This is a genomic window from Enterobacter sp. JBIWA008 (assembly GCF_019968765.1).
Taxonomy (GTDB): domain Bacteria; phylum Pseudomonadota; class Gammaproteobacteria; order Enterobacterales; family Enterobacteriaceae; genus Enterobacter.
Genome location: NZ_CP074149.1, coordinates 604,292 through 618,448, shown reverse-complemented (window position 1 = coordinate 618,448; position 14,157 = coordinate 604,292). Strand labels below are relative to the sequence as shown.

The 14,157-nt window shown below is 62.6% G+C and carries 11 protein-coding genes; 4 read left to right on the top strand and 7 right to left on the bottom strand.

Annotation, left to right across the window (positions count from 1 at the left end; all coding sequences use genetic code 11):
- Positions 1-33: 33 nt before the first annotated feature.
- Together KGP24_RS02940 and KGP24_RS02935 are read right to left on the bottom strand one after the other, a co-directional pair.
- Positions 34-1,155: a cupin domain-containing protein gene (locus tag KGP24_RS02940; protein ID WP_108417193.1), complete on the bottom strand. Its 1,122-nt coding sequence runs from the start codon at positions 1,153-1,155 to the stop codon at positions 34-36.
- 135 nt (positions 1,156-1,290) lie between these two features.
- Entirely contained in the window at positions 1,291-1,893 is a 603-nt protein-coding gene (locus KGP24_RS02935) for an ATP-dependent Clp protease proteolytic subunit (protein WP_008501342.1), read from the bottom strand.
- Between the two features lie 290 nt (positions 1,894-2,183).
- On the opposite strand from KGP24_RS02935, the gene KGP24_RS02930 reads away from it, so the two are divergent.
- The gene (locus KGP24_RS02930) at positions 2,184-2,801 is read left to right on the top strand and encodes a response regulator (RefSeq protein ID WP_223562314.1); all 618 of its coding nucleotides are present in this window, start codon (positions 2,184-2,186) and stop codon (positions 2,799-2,801) included.
- A 3-nt stretch (positions 2,802-2,804) separates the two neighbouring features.
- On the opposite strand, the gene KGP24_RS02925 is transcribed toward KGP24_RS02930, so the two are convergent.
- The 5 genes from KGP24_RS02925 to KGP24_RS02905 form a co-directional block, all read right to left on the bottom strand.
- Entirely contained in the window at positions 2,805-8,381 is a 5,577-nt protein-coding gene (locus KGP24_RS02925; RefSeq protein ID WP_223562313.1) for an AAA family ATPase, read from the bottom strand.
- Between the two features lie 9 nt (positions 8,382-8,390).
- Positions 8,391-8,771, bottom strand: a complete 381-nt coding sequence (locus tag KGP24_RS02920; RefSeq protein ID WP_223562312.1) for a response regulator — start codon at positions 8,769-8,771, stop codon at positions 8,391-8,393.
- Between the two features lie 23 nt (positions 8,772-8,794).
- Positions 8,795-9,055, bottom strand: a complete 261-nt coding sequence (locus KGP24_RS02915; protein WP_223562311.1) for a XapX domain-containing protein — start codon at positions 9,053-9,055, stop codon at positions 8,795-8,797.
- A complete protein-coding gene (locus KGP24_RS02910; protein WP_223562310.1) occupies positions 9,052-9,273 on the bottom strand; it encodes a DUF1427 family protein in 222 nt (73 codons plus the stop codon). The genes KGP24_RS02915 and KGP24_RS02910 overlap by 4 nt, the downstream gene beginning before the upstream one ends.
- A gap of 61 nt (positions 9,274-9,334) precedes the next feature.
- Positions 9,335-10,021: a hydrolase gene (locus KGP24_RS02905; protein WP_023334356.1), complete on the bottom strand. Its 687-nt coding sequence runs from the start codon at positions 10,019-10,021 to the stop codon at positions 9,335-9,337.
- 218 nt (positions 10,022-10,239) lie between these two features.
- Here KGP24_RS02905 and KGP24_RS02900 point away from each other — a divergent pair, with 218 nt between their 5' ends.
- The 3 genes from KGP24_RS02900 to KGP24_RS02890 are packed head-to-tail and all read left to right on the top strand — an operon-like array spanning position 10,240 to position 14,134.
- Positions 10,240-12,111 carry an amidohydrolase gene (locus KGP24_RS02900; RefSeq protein WP_223562309.1) on the top strand — a complete coding sequence of 624 codons (1,872 nt, stop codon included), beginning with the start codon at positions 10,240-10,242 and terminating at the stop codon, positions 12,109-12,111.
- A complete protein-coding gene (locus tag KGP24_RS02895; RefSeq protein ID WP_223562308.1) occupies positions 12,111-12,518 on the top strand; it encodes a DoxX family protein in 408 nt (135 codons plus the stop codon). The genes KGP24_RS02900 and KGP24_RS02895 overlap by 1 nt, the downstream gene beginning before the upstream one ends.
- Positions 12,515-14,134, top strand: a complete 1,620-nt coding sequence (locus KGP24_RS02890; protein WP_223562307.1) for an MFS transporter — start codon at positions 12,515-12,517, stop codon at positions 14,132-14,134. Before KGP24_RS02895 ends, KGP24_RS02890 begins: the two co-directional genes overlap by 4 nt.
- Positions 14,135-14,157 lie beyond the last annotated feature (23 nt).

Below are 14,157 nucleotides of genomic sequence, written 5' to 3'. Positions count from 1 at the left end.
CCCTCTCCCACAGGGAGAGGGAGAAGGTCATGATTACTCGTCGAAGTACCAGTATCCCTGGTTAATCAGCCCGGTGAGCTCTTCAACAAACGCCGGGTTATTCAGCGCATCGCCCAGCTCGGCCTGGCCGAGTTCGGTGTAGCGGCAAAGCGCATCCGCCGCCTTCGCGTCTACCGTCTCCAGCTGTTCGCTGTTGATGAAGAAGCTGCCGTTGACGTTCAGCACGCGCAGGCCGCTCAGGCGAGACAGCGTTTCGCCTCCCTGCAGCGCGTCCAGCACCTCTTCCGGCGCATACGGCGGCTCGGCGGCGGCGATATCCAGCTCGTGGCGCGGCGTCGAGACAAAGCTGCCGAACCATTTTGTGAAATCTTCCGGCTTGCCGATCATATCGATCATCATCTGACGAATGCGATCGAGCTCGTACTGCTCCACGCGGCCCGGGTGTTCGCGACAGGTCAGATCCGGATCGCTGTAGTGCTCGCCGCCCAGATCGTTTTCCAGCGCGTAATCGGCGAAGCTGCTGATCAGATCGCGGCCGTTCGGCCCGCGGAAGCCGACGGAGTAGTTGAGCGCCGTTTCATGGGTAAAGCCGTCGTGCGGGAATCCAGGCGGGATGTAGAGGATATCGCCCGGGGCCAGATCTTCGTCGATGATCGGCTCGAACGGATCGACATGCAGCAGCGCCGGATGTGGGCAGAACTGACGCATCGGCAGCTTGTCACCCACGCGCCAGCGGCGGCTGCCCATTCCCTGAATGATAAACACGTCGTACTGATCGATATGCGGACCCACGCCGCCGCCCGGCACGGAGAAGGAGATCATCAGGTCATCGAGACGCCAGTCCGGCAGGACGCGGAACGGACGCACCAGCTCTGCGGCGGGCATATGCCAGTGGTTCACCGCCTGCGCCAGCAGCGACCAGCCGGTTTCGCCCAGATCGTCAAAGTGCTCAAACGGACCATTGCTGGCCTGCCATTTGCCGTTGAAATGGCTCACCAGACGGCTATCGACTTCCGGCTCCATCGCCAGCCCTGCCAGCTCGTCCGGGGTAATCGGATCGACAAAATTCGGGAAGGCATTTTTCAGCACTACGGGTTGTTTTTGCCAGTATTTCTCAAGAAATTCCGGCCAGTTCAGGTTCAGTTGATACGCCATGGGTAGCACCAGTGAGAGGGGAAACAGGCGCGATTATAGGCAAGAAGGCAGAGGGGGAACTTGTCATGGGTCAAACGAGGGCGTGTAGGTCGGGTAAGGCAAAGCCGCCACCCGACTCAAACACGCCGCGAAAACTTAATCCAGCTTCAGCTCGTCATAATGGGTAATCAGCTTGCCCACGATGCCGTAGTCCAGCGCTTCTGCCGGAGACATCCAGAAGTTGCGATCGGTGTCTTTTTTCACTTTTTCCAGCGGCTGGCCGGTGGCGTCGGCGATCAGCTTGTTCACGCGATCCAGCATGCGGATGATCTCGCGCGCTTCGATCTCAATATCCGTTGCCTGACCGCGCACGCCGCCCAGCGGCTGGTGGATCATAAAGCGGGTATTTGGCAGCGAGTAGCGGTGCTCTTTTTTCGCCGCCAGGAAGATGGTGATCCCGGCGCTCGCCACCCAGCCGGTGCCGATGACGTGCACTTCCGGGCGGATGAACTTGATGAAGTCGTGGATGGTATCGCCCGCTTCCACGTGGCCGCCCTGGCTGTTGATGTACAGCTTGATCGGATCGTTGCTGACGCTTTGCAGCAGGATCATCTGGGTGATGACCTTCTGCGCCAGCTCCTGGTTGATCTCACCGGAGATAACAATCGAACGGGACTCCAGCAGTTTTTGCTGCAGAGCGCCCGCGCCGTTTGACCCTTCCGCTTTATCCTTGTCGCTTTCTTTCAGTGTGTAGTGCATTGTTATTTCCTCAGCATGTCGCGCTCAAAACCAGAGTGTAGCCTGTTTTACCAATCAAAGTCCTCACAGACAAATAGCGAGGGAGCTTATGAATATTGCCCATGTCGCACGAGTTTCGTTCCTTCACCGCCCCCGCTACGGATCGCTATACTTCATCTTCATACGGTTATCATATTGTTAAATGATAATGATAGTTAATATGTTAAGATGAAAGTCAGCATAAACAGTCCCTTACGTAACCGGCGGGATTGTTTGCATCCTCGACATGTAAATCAGCACCGGGGCGGTGAATGGAACACATTGTGTATGTGGTTGATGACGATGACGCAGTCAGGCAGTCCGTGATCGGGCTGCTGGAATCGGCGGACCTCAACGCCGTCGGCTTTTCATCGGCAGAAGCGTTTCTTCAACACCGTTTTGAAGAGCTACCGTCGTGCGTGGTCCTTGATATGCAAATGCCCGCCATCTCGGGCTTTGAGGTGGCTGACGCGCTCAAAGAGAGCGGGCGCGAGATCCCGATTATCTTTCTTACCGGCCACGGTACTATCCCGATGTCGGTGCGCGCCATTAAAGGCGGCGCGTACGAATTTCTCACCAAACCCGTCGAATCCACCGCGCTTATCGACGCTATTGAGTCCGCGCTTCAGCTGGCGGAACACAATGCCGTGCGCAATAAAGAGCACTACGCCCTGAAGCAGCGCCACATGTCACTTACGCCACGGGAACACGAGGTGCTGACGCTGGCGATAAGCGGCATGCTGAACAAGCAAATTGCCGCCGAGCTTGGCGTCAGCGAGATCACAGTGAAAGTGCATCGCCGTCGCGTAATGGAAAAAATGCAGGTGCGCTCCGTGGCGGAGCTGGTCAGGGCCGTTGAGCGCCTGACCAACAGCCAGCCTGCAGAGTAACCTTTACCCTTCCTGCGCCGCCAGCGGCAGCGCAAACGCAAACACCGTGCCGAACGGCTCGCGGCGGCGCGCGCTCAGCTTCCCGCAGTGACGCTCGATGATGCTGGCACTGATGGTCAATCCCATCCCCATCCCCTGCGGCTTGGTGGAGTAGAACGAGTCAAAAATCTGCTCCAGCCGCTCGGGCTCAATGCCGCTCCCGGTATCGGCGATCTCGACGATCGCTTTCCCGTCAGCGTTGGCGGTGCTCAGGGTAATGATGCTGGCGCGATCCTTCACCTCGGCCATCGCCTCAACGGCGTTCATCACCAGATTCAGCAGCACCTGCTGGATCTGCACGCTATCGCCGGTAATAAAGCTGTCGCTGGCGTTTAACAGATAATCCACGCTGACGTGTCTCTGCTCCAGCTCGCTGCGGGAAAGGGTAATAATGTGGTGGATCAGGTAGTGGAGATCGATACGCACGAAGGTCGGATCCTGCTTGCGCGTCAGGGACTGAATGCTGCGAATGATCTCCCCCGCCCGCGCGCCCTCCGCGGCGATCTCCTCCAGCCCTTCCCGCACTTTATCCAGCCGGGCGGGCTCGCGGTTAAGCCAGCGCAGGCTCGCCCCGGCGTTCGAGACGATCGACATCAGCGGCTGGTTGATCTCGTGGGCGATGGAGGAGGTCAGCTGACCGACGGTGGTGGCACGCGATACCCGCGCCAGATCCGCCTGCGCGACCCGCATGGCATCCTCCGCGGCGCGCTGGCTGGTGATGTCGGTGATAATGCCGTAATACTCGTTCACCTCGCTGCCCACACCCACCGGATCGCCAATCCCGAGGATGTAGCGCGTTGAGCCGTCGGTACGCTTAACGCGAAACTCCGCGCGCATGGAGAGCCCGTCGCGCACGCTCCGGGTGACGATGGCGCTGATGCGGGCGTAATCGTCCTCATGGACGAAAGTTAAAAACTCCGCCATGGAGATCGTCTTTTGCTGCTCGGGCAGGCCGAGAATGCGGGCGTACTCGTCCGAGACAAACATCAGATCCTGCTCCAGCTCCCAGCGCCAGCTGCCGGTATGGCTGATCTGCTCGCCCAGCATCAGCGAGGTCTGGCTGGATCGCAGCTCTTTCTCCACCCGTCGGCGCTGGATGTTCTCCGCCAGCAGCTCGGCGTACAGCCGCGCCGTCTCCAGGGATACCGCAGCCTGCGCGCCCAGCAGGCTCACCACGCGCGAGTGCTCGGCGGTAAAGACCTCCGGCATCAGGCGGTTTTCCAGATAGAGCACCCCCACCAGCCGCGCCTGTTTGAACATCGGGACGCACATGACCGCCGCCCCCGAGGTCACCAGATAGGGATCCTGGCTGAAGGGATGAAACTCCTCCGGTTTACCGGTGCGAATCTCCTGTCCGGTGCGGATCACCGCCGCCAGCACCGACAGCGGCAGGTCGGTCGCCGTCGGCACGTCCTTCAGGATCCGCACCCGTACGCCCTCGGTGCTGGTCCAGGCGCTGGCCTCGATCTCCGGGATGAGGCTCTCGCTCACGCGCAGCAGCAGGCCGCGCTGCGCCCCGGCGCGTTCGAGCAGCAGCGTCATCAGGTTTTCGATGAGCCGCTCAAGGTTGATCTCTTCCGACAGCGCGCGTGAGGCTTTGATGACGCTTTGCAGATCGCGGATCGTCTCGTTCTGGGCGAACGCCACCGTGTCGTAGGCGCTGGCCTGCCCGGAGGCCAGCAGATGCGGGAAATCCTGCTCCAGCTGGCACACCTTAGCCTGTGCTCCGGCACGGCCCCAGGCGGCAATCGAGCCGCGGAAGTGCGCGTCCGAGGCGGTCGGGTAGCCGCAGGCCAGCGCAAAGCGCCCCGCCAGCTCGTGGGCCAGGGCGTTAATCGGGTTAAAGCCGCCCTCGCGTGACAGCCGGACGGCCTTCTCATACTGCTCAAGCGCAATGCTGTTCATCCCGTCCAGACGCACGATTTCGGCATAAATTAGCGCCTCTTTATCCGCGAACGTGCCCGGATTAATGCGCGCCCAGAGGGCGATTTTGTCGTAGTGGGCGTGAATGCTGCGGCGGTGATTCGCCGAGAAGGTCTCAGGCGTCAGTTGACGGGAGAGCGCCAGGGCGCTGTAGAGATGGTAATCCAGCAGATGGATGTGCCCCGGCGCAGACCACGCGAACCAGCCCGCCATCTCGAAATCCGCCTGCGCGTCGGCATATTCGCCGCAGGTAAAGTGCGCCATGCCGCGGTAGAGCCAGTACCAGAACAGCATGGTGGAATTCTTCTCCGGCGCCTGCTCCGGCGACGCGGGAAGCAGCGCCTCCGGCAGCACCTGCGACGCGGTCCATGTGCCGATGACCGGCGTGCGCAGGAACTCAACGTAGCCGCGCTGGACCATCAGAATGGTTTCCACGTCCTGGAAGTGGGTTTTACGCACGAACGCCAGGCCGCGATCGATGCTGGTCAGCACCCCGTCCAGGTGATCGCCCCGCGAGAGGAAATTAATGACCTGGTGGCAGGCCGCGAAGCAGGCCATCGTCATATCACCGTGGGTCACCGCCGCGGTGAAGCAGGCCTTCGCGCACTCGATGGTGAACGACAGCGGCTGGGTCCAGACGCTGAGCTGATCGAGCGGCAGCAGGGTTTTCGCTTCATAGGTATCGTAGCCGTGGCGATTGACCAGCTCGCGGGCCAGCGTGCCGTACTGGAACCCGAGGCGATACTCGGCGTAGCGGTGGCCGATCAGCACGCCAAACCAGGCCATCGCCGTGGTGGACGCGCCGGTAATGCCGTGATCGAGGGTCAGGTGCATCATGCGGCAGAGCAGCAAAAAGTGCAGGCGCGGGCAGATGAAGCTGGCGCAAATGCTGGCGCTGTAGAGCAGGTTCATCACCGCTTCGGTTTCCGGGTTATCCATCCGCGACAGCCGGGCAAACAGGTTTTGCGGCGCGTCGGCCGTGCGGTTGCAAAAGAGCGCCCAGGCCTCGTCGCAGTCGGCATCTTCCGGATAGCGGCTAATCTGGATACCGAAAATACCCAGCCAGCAGAGCGCCGCCTCGAGCGCCAGACGGCTGTCCGACTGGCGAATGTACACCTCCACCAGCAGGTTGGCCGCCAGCGCCTTTTCGGTCAGCCCGCCGGGGCAGCCGAGGATTGCATCGCACAGCTCGCGGGTGCGCTCCAGATGCCCCAGCGCAAACTCGCAGCCCGCCTCTTCAATATCCAGCACAACGTCTGACACCACCCCGGCGTTGCCCAGCGCTCTCGCCGTCTGGATGTAGCTCAGTGCCGAAAGATAATCGCCCGTGCGTTTCGCGCGTCTCGCGGCCAGCAGGCTCAGCTCGCGGAACATCTGCCGCTGCGGAGCTGGCTGGATGCTGTCCAGCGCGGCCGTGACGTGGTGAACGGCGCGAAAAAGCAGCTCGTTTCCCGCCGCCTGACGCGCGGCGTCGGCCAGCAGGCTGGCGGTGGTCAGGTGAATATGACTTTTCTCATGCGGATCCAGCAGCGCAAAGGCGGCCTCCTGCACCCGGTCGTGGGTGAAGGCGTACTTTTTTTCCGTCAGCACGATGAGCTGGGCCATCACCGCCGGGTGCAGCGCATAGCGCATTTCCGCCATCGACATGCCGACAACGCGGCATATCATCTCCATCTCGCCCGTGCCGCCGAGGCAGGCGATGCTGCCCAGCAGGCGGCGCGTCTCGTCGGGCAGATCTTCAAGCTGCTCCAGCACCAGGGTGACGACGTTTTCGGTGTAATGCCTGGCGCGGATCGCCTGCAGGTCGTAGTGCCACTTGTCCTGATATTTGTTGTGCACCACCAGGCCGTCATCAACGATGCGGCGGAAAAACTCGTGCACAAAGAGCGGGTTGCCGCCCGTCTTCTCGTGGATCAGCGTGGCGAGGTCGGTCGTCGCCGCGCTGCGGGTGCGAAACAGCGTCGCCAGCCAGCGCGCCACCGCTTTAACCGAGAGCGCCTGCGGGACAATATCGCTCGCGTTTTGCGCCGCTTCCGGCAGGCTCGCCAGCAGCGCCTGCAGGGCGGCGTCGGGCACGGAATCCCGGTGGGCCGCGACCACCAGCAGCGGAACAGCGCCGCAGTTCATCAGCAGATATTTAAGCGTGTGCAGGCTGGCGGCGTCGCTCCACTGGAGATCGTCGAGTACCAGTACCAGCGGGCAACCCTGCGAGGCAAAGGTTTTTACCAGCGCCAGCACCATATGGCTGAAGCGCGCCCGGGCATCTATGGAAAACGTATCGGCCGAGAAGCGCGGCTTGCTCTCCAGCAGCAGGCCCAGCTCGGGCACCAGGCTAACGGCCAGCGCCTCGTGCCCCTCCAGGGCGCGAGACAGGCGGATTTTCCACTTCGCCACCTCGTCTGCGGGCAGCCCCAGCAGGTGCAGCGTCAGGGTGCGGAACGCGGAGCTTAATACGCCGTAGGGCAACGACGGCGAAAACTGGTCCACTTTGCCTACCGCCAGCAGCACCGTACGCTGCTGCAGCGTTTTAAGCGCCGTCGCGATGATCGAAGATTTGCCGATCCCCGACGGCCCGCCGATCGTCACCAGCTCCGGCACCAGGCTCTGCCCCACCCGCTCAAACGCGGCAATAACGTCATTCGCCTGCGGATGCGTCGCGAAAAGGGAGTCAGCCAGATGGATCGCCGGGGTGCGGTCCTGCTGGCCGGGCGTAAAGGCGACGATCTCGCCCTCACCGGTCAACGTCGCCTGGCAGCGTCGCAGGTCGGCAATCAGCCCGTCCACCGTCTGGTAGCGGTTATCGGGGTGCTTTTCCAGCAGCTTCAGGATGATGGTCGAGAGCATTCCCGGCACGTCCGGGCGGATCGCGTCCGGGGCCAGCGGCGCCGAGGCAATATGGTAGTGCGCCCAGTTGGCCCGATCGTCCTCCCCGAGCTCAAACGGCAGGCGTCCGGTCAGGAGTTCATACAGCACCATACCGAGGCTGTAGAGATCGCTGCGGCCGTCAACGGGGCGCCGGGTGCGGGTGGTGTGCTCCGGCGACATATACGCAGGCGTACCGCCTGAAACGGCAAGCCGGGTCTGGGTGATGGCATCGGAGAGACTGCTGGAAAGGCCAAAGCTGCCCAGACGGCAGGTGGCGTCGTGATGAACAAAAATACTGCCGGGCTTGATATCGCCGTGGATCAGGTTTTGCAGATGCATCTGGCGCAGAGGGACGCAGATCTGGATCGCCATCTCGAGAAAGCGCATGATGCCCGAGATCGCCCTGCCCGCGCGCCGCGCCAGCAGTTCAAACGAAAACGGGGCATACACCAGCGCGAAGCGCCCCCGGTACTGGGTGGACGCGACGGCGCGGATGGCCCAGCGGTCCTGCAGCACGTCGCGCAGCGCAAACTCGTTTTTCAGCAGCCGGGTGGCCCGCTCTTCCTCTTCGTCGCTCACCGCGGTGGCGATAATGAACGCGCCGCCGGAATGAGGATGTCGCGCGTGCATCCAGGCGATACCGCCCTCCTGCGCCAGCACGGTAAAAATCACATCCTCTTTAAGGACAAAAACCCGCCCCTGGTGGAGATTCCCCTGGGCGGGCCAGAATGCAGGCTGCTCGTGTTCGTTCATCCGCGATCCTTATTGTCGGCGGGCCAGCTCCCGCTGAATATGATCCAGCAGAATATCGATGTTAATCGGCTTACGCAAAAATGCAGCGGCGCCCAGACTGAGAGCGTACCGCTGCATATTTTCATCAGCATGACCGGAGATAAAGAGCACGGGCGGAGGCGGTACGGCCAGCAGCCGCAGCTTTTCAAACAGCTCCAGGCCGCTCATGCCCCGCAGCTTGATGTCGGCGATTACCAGCGCCGCGCCTGACAGGGCAAGCGGATGGCTCAGAAACACCTCTGCCGAATCAAACGTATCGGTCGAATAGCCTTCCGACTCCAGGAGATTACTCAGCCCGCTGCGGACGGAACGTTCGTCATCAATGATGGCAATGCGCCACGGCAGCGTCATGCTCTCTTTCCTCTGGTAAATCATTAAACGTCGCGATCGTCCTTCGCGGGCGCAGGGGGTGCCGTGCCGCTGATTTTCGGTACGCATTCGTGACGAAACCAGGCGAGGGTAAGCGGTTCGCGACTCAGTAAACGCCGTCCCACCGGGATGAGCTGTTCGCCCACCAGCATGCCAAACAGGCCAAGCAGGGCGACAACCGGCGGCGCCGGGGAATGCACGTTGAGCAGGGCGTAAAGTACCCCAGCAGCCACGCCGCACACCAGCGAAATTATCCATGCTTTCATGACGACGCTCCCGTCTGCGATTTGGCCTGCGGAACGGTCACCTGAGGCGGCGGCGCGCCGTCGCGGGATAACAGATGGCGCGTCGCCTGTTCACCCGCCAGCATCCCCAGCAGGCCAATCAGCGCCAGCGCGGGCGGCGCGGGGGAGCGCACCCTCAGCACGGCATACATCAGGCCAATCAACACGCCTGCGGCAAGGGATATCAGCCCAGTACTCATTGTGAACTCCAGAGAAAGAGGCAGCGGCGAGCCGGATGAGGGACCAGCCCGCCAGCGGAACTTAGCGAGCCGGGACCGGCGCTAAGGTGCGGTGCTCGCTCTTCTGGCGAGACGGCGCTTTGTGCACCATGGTGTAGGCGTAATCGACGCCCATGCCGTACGCGCCGGAGTGCTCGCGCACGATATCCATCACCGCGGTGTAGGTCTCTTTACGCGCCCAGTCGCGCTGCCACTCCAGCATCACCTGCTGCCAGGTGACCGGGATCACGCCCGCCTGGATCATGCGCTGCATCGCGTAGTCGTGGGCTTCTTTGGAGGTGCCGCCGGACGCGTCCGCCACCATATAGATTTCATAGTCGCCTTCCAGCATCGCGCACAGGGCAAAGCTGTTGTTGCACACTTCGGTCCACAGGCCGGCAACCACCACCTTCTTCTTGCCGTTGGCCTGCAGCGCGTCGCGCACCTTCTGGTCGTCCCAGGAGTTCATGGAGGTACGCTCCAGAATGTCCTGGCCCGGGAACACGTCCAGCAGCTCCGGGTAGGTGTTACCGGAGAAGCTTTCGGTCTCAACGGTGGTGATGATGGTCGGGATGTTGAACACCTTAGCCGCTTTCGCCAGCGCCACGGTGTTGTTTTTCAGCACCTGGCGGTCAATAGACTGCACGCCAAACGCCATCTGAGGCTGGTGATCGATAAAGATTACCTGACAGTTCGCAGGGGTTAACACTTCAAGCTTTGAAGAGGTCATAGCATTTTCCAGTGGTTAAGGGTGGAAATCGCCGCGAGCACCACGGCGATAAAGTCACCCTCATCCTGCGGTTTATCGCCCCTGGGCGTAATTATCTCTTCGTATAGTTAACCTTAGGTATAGTTATACTTTGGTATACCTATCCTATTGTATAACTGGATCTTTGCCGAAACCGGTTCCCATAATCCTGACCATTCCCCTCTCAGTCAGGAGCAGTTATGGTTACCCTCGGTAAAGCCGATCTCATTCTGGTTAACGGCCAGTTTCATACCGTCGATCGCGAGAACCCCATCGCGGAAGCCGTTGCCGTGCGCGATGGAAAATTTCTGGAAGTGGGTACCGTCGCCGAGGTGATGCAGCACCACTGTGACGGCACTAAGGTGGTGGACCTGAAAGGCCACACCGCCATCCCCGGCCTGAACGATTCGCACCTGCACCTCATTCGCGGCGGGCTGAACTACAACCTCGAGCTGCGCTGGGAAGGCGTGCCGTCGCTGGCCGACGCCCTGCGGATGCTGAAAGAGCAGGCCCTGCGCACGCCGTCGCCCCAGTGGGTGCGCGTGGTGGGCGGCTGGACCGAGTTCCAGTTCGCCGAGCGCCGCATGCCGACCCTCGACGAGATCAACGCCGCCGCGCCGGACACCCCGGTCTTCATCCTGCACCTGTACGACCGCGCCCTGCTCAACCGCGCCGCGCTGAAGGTGGTCGGCTACACCAAAGACACGCCGAACCCGCCGGGCGGCGAGATCCAGCGTGACGCCAACGGCAACCCGACCGGGATGCTGATTGCCCGTCCGAACGCCATGATCCTCTACGCCACGCTCGCCAAAGGGCCGAAGCTGCCGCTGGAGCAGCAGGTTAACTCCACGCGCCAGTTCATGCGCGAGCTGAACCGCCTGGGGCTGACCAGCGCCATCGACGCGGGCGGCGGCTTCCAGAACTACCCGGAAGATTACGAGGTGATCGCCGAGCTGCACGAGAAAAAGCAGATGACCATCCGCATCGCCTACAACCTGTTTACCCAGCGTCCGGGCCACGAGCTGGAAGACTTTGAAAAATGGACCGACATGCTCACGCCGGGCCAGGGCAACGACTTCTTCCGCCACAACGGCGCGGGCGAGATGCTGGTCTTCTCCGCCGCCGATTTTGAAGACTTCCTCGAACCGCGCCCGGACCTCGCGCCGGGCATGGAGGACGAGCTGGAGCGCGTGGTGCGCCATCTGGTGGAGCACCGCTGGCCGTTCCGCCTGCACGCCACCTATAACGAATCCATTAGCCGCATGCTGGACGTCTTCGAGAAGGTGAACCGCGACATTCCGTTCAACGGCCTGCACTGGTTCTTCGACCATGCGGAAACCGTTACCCAGGCCAACATCGACCGCATCAAAGCGCTGGGCGGCGGCATTGCCGTGCAGCACCGCATGGCCTTCCAGGGCGAGTACTTTGCCGAGCGCTACGGCATCGAAGCTACACGCCACACGCCGCCGGTGGCAAAAATGCTCGAGACCGGCGTGCCGGTGGGCTTAGGCACCGATGCGACCCGCGTGGCGAGCTATAACCCGTGGACCGCGCTTTACTGGCTGGTGTCTGGCCGTACCGTCGGCGGGATGCAGATGTACGACCACAGCGCCCGTCTGGATCGCGATACCGCCCTGATGCTCTGGACCCAGGGCAGCGCGTGGTTCTCCAGCGAGCAGAATCAGAAGGGGCAGATCAAAGCGGGCCAGCTCGCCGACCTGGCCGTGCTCAGCAAAGACTACTTCCGCGTGCCGGAAGAGGAGATCAAGGGCATCGAGTCCGTCCTGACGGTGGTCAACGGCGACATCGTTTACGCGGCGGGCAGCTTTGGCCCGCTCGCGCCGCCGGCCATTCCGGTTCTGCCCGACTGGTCTCCGGTGGTCAAGGTGCCGGGCCACTACCGCAGCGCGCCGCCGCAGGCCGCCCGCGTGGGCATGAGCGCCGTTCACCACTGCAGCGGACCGTGCGGGGTTCACAGCCACCAGCATGATTTTGCCCGTACGTCAGAGATGCCGGTGTCCGACGATAACGCTTTCTGGGGGGCGCTGGGCTGCAGCTGCTTTGCATTCTGATGAAAAACACCACTATGCCGCCCCGGGTCGACCTGGGGCTGTTCTTCCTGCGCCTGACCGGCAGCCTGCTGCTGCTTTACGTGCACGGCCTGCCAAAGGTGCTGCACTTCAGCGAAGAGCTGACGCGCATCGAAGATCCGTTCGGCTTTGGGCCGTACGCCAGCCTGATCCCGGCCATCGTCGCCGAGGCGATCTGCCCGCTGTTTATCATTGCGGGCGTTTACACCCGCCTGGCGTGCCTGCCGATCATCGCCGTGCTGCTGGTGGCGATGCTGGCGGTGCACCCGAACTGGTCGATTGCCGAAGGGCAGTTTGGCTGGCTGCTGCTGATTATCTTCACCACCCTTGCCCTCACCGGGCCGGGCCAGTGGCGGCTGCAGCGTAAGGCAGCGGAGAGGTTCGCATGACCCAGGTTAACGACGTTCGCGACGCACACGTCGAGACGACGCCCGCATCAACGGTTTCGCCCTGGCAGCCGCTGAGCCAGCCGGTGTTCCGCATGCTGTGGATCGCCACGGTGGTCTCTAACGTCGGCTCATGGATGAGCGACGTCGGCATCAACTGGAGCATGCTGACCCTGAGCGCCGACCCGCTGGACATCGCGCTGGTGCAGGCGGCCAGCAGCCTGCCGATGTTCCTCTTCGCCCTGCCGTCCGGGGTGATGGCGGACATCGTTGACCGACGTAAATACCTGCTCTTCTCCCAGCTGTGGGTGTTCATCGCCGCCGCCGGGCTGACGGTGCTCTCCTTCACCGGACACGTTACCCCCACCGTTCTGCTGGTGGCGACGTTTCTGCTGAGCGTGGGCGCGGCGATGAGCTCGCCGCCGTTCCAGGCCGTGGTGCCCGATCTGGTGACCAAGCCGGAGCTGGGCGCCGCCGTGGCGCTGAACTCGCTCGGGGTGAACATCAGCCGGGCGATTGGCCCCGCGCTGGGTGGTTTTCTGCTGTCGCTCGCCGGGCCGTGGATGGTGTTTGCCCTGAACGCGCTGTCCGTGGTCGGTGTCGCGTGGGTGCTGTGGCGCTGGCGTCCGGCACCGACCGTGCAGCGTCTGCCGCCGGAGCATTTCTTCTCGGCGGTGCGATCCGGAATTCGCTACGTGCACGCCGCGCCGGTGCTGCGCAACGTGCTGGTGCGCACCGTGGCCTTCTTCGTCTTCGGCAGCGCGGGCTGGGCGCTGCTGCCGCTGGTGGCGCGCCGCGAGCTGGGCTTAGGCCCGGCGGGCTACGGCGTAATGCTGGCGTGCATTGGCCTGGGGGCGATTGCCGGGGCGATCCTGCTGCCGCGCCTGCGCCAGCGGCTGAACGCCGATCGGCTGATGGTGGCCGCCAGCCTGACCTTTGCTCTGACCATGCTGGCGCTGGCGTTTGTGCGCCACGTCTGGCTGCTCAACCTGTTCGAGTTTTTCACCGGCTTCGCGTGGATTGCGGTGCTCTCGACGCTGAACCTCGGCGCGCAGCGCAGCGCCGCCCGCTGGGTGAAGGCCCGCGCGCTGGCGGTGTACCTGACGGTGTTCTTCGGCTCGATGACCACGGGCAGCGCCATCTGGGGGCAGATCGCTTCGCAGTTTGGCACCCCGACCTCGCTGGTGGTCGCCACGCTGGGGATGGTGCTGGCAAGCGCCACCGTGTTCCGCTGGAAGCTGGAGAAAGATCCTGATTTAAACCTCGACCTGAGCGGCCAGCCGCTGGACGGCGTGGAGATCGACCTGCCGAACGAGCGCGGCCCGGTGCTGGTGTCGCACGAGTACATCATCGACCCGCAGAATACGAAGGCCTTCCTGGAGGCGGTTCACGAGCTGCGCCGGGTGCGCCGCCGCGCCGGGGCGATGAGCTGGGCGGTGTACGAGGATATTGAGCGCCCCGGTCTGTTTATCGAGACCTTCCTGATGGGCTCCTGGATTGAGCATCTGCGCCAGCAGGAGCGCCACACCATGAATGACCTCCTGCTGCAAAGCCGCGTTCTGGCTTTTCATCAGGGCACAACATCACCGGCAATTCGTTATCTGGTCGCGCCGGTATAACCATAACCATCACCTGCACAGGA

Coding starts and splice junctions, on each gene's coding strand:
- KGP24_RS02940 (WP_108417193.1), bottom strand. CDS start 1,155: ATGGCGTATCAACTGAACCTGAACTGGCCGGAATTTCTTGAGAAATAC.
- KGP24_RS02935 (WP_008501342.1), bottom strand. CDS start 1,893: ATGCACTACACACTGAAAGAAAGCGACAAGGATAAAGCGGAAGGGTCA.
- KGP24_RS02930 (WP_223562314.1), top strand. CDS start 2,184: ATGGAACACATTGTGTATGTGGTTGATGACGATGACGCAGTCAGGCAG.
- KGP24_RS02925 (WP_223562313.1), bottom strand. CDS start 8,381: ATGAACGAACACGAGCAGCCTGCATTCTGGCCCGCCCAGGGGAATCTC.
- KGP24_RS02920 (WP_223562312.1), bottom strand. CDS start 8,771: ATGACGCTGCCGTGGCGCATTGCCATCATTGATGACGAACGTTCCGTC.
- KGP24_RS02915 (WP_223562311.1), bottom strand. CDS start 9,055: ATGAAAGCATGGATAATTTCGCTGGTGTGCGGCGTGGCTGCTGGGGTA.
- KGP24_RS02910 (WP_223562310.1), bottom strand. CDS start 9,273: ATGAGTACTGGGCTGATATCCCTTGCCGCAGGCGTGTTGATTGGCCTG.
- KGP24_RS02905 (WP_023334356.1), bottom strand. CDS start 10,021: ATGACCTCTTCAAAGCTTGAAGTGTTAACCCCTGCGAACTGTCAGGTA.
- KGP24_RS02900 (WP_223562309.1), top strand. CDS start 10,240: ATGGTTACCCTCGGTAAAGCCGATCTCATTCTGGTTAACGGCCAGTTT.
- KGP24_RS02895 (WP_223562308.1), top strand. CDS start 12,111: ATGAAAAACACCACTATGCCGCCCCGGGTCGACCTGGGGCTGTTCTTC.
- KGP24_RS02890 (WP_223562307.1), top strand. CDS start 12,515: ATGACCCAGGTTAACGACGTTCGCGACGCACACGTCGAGACGACGCCC.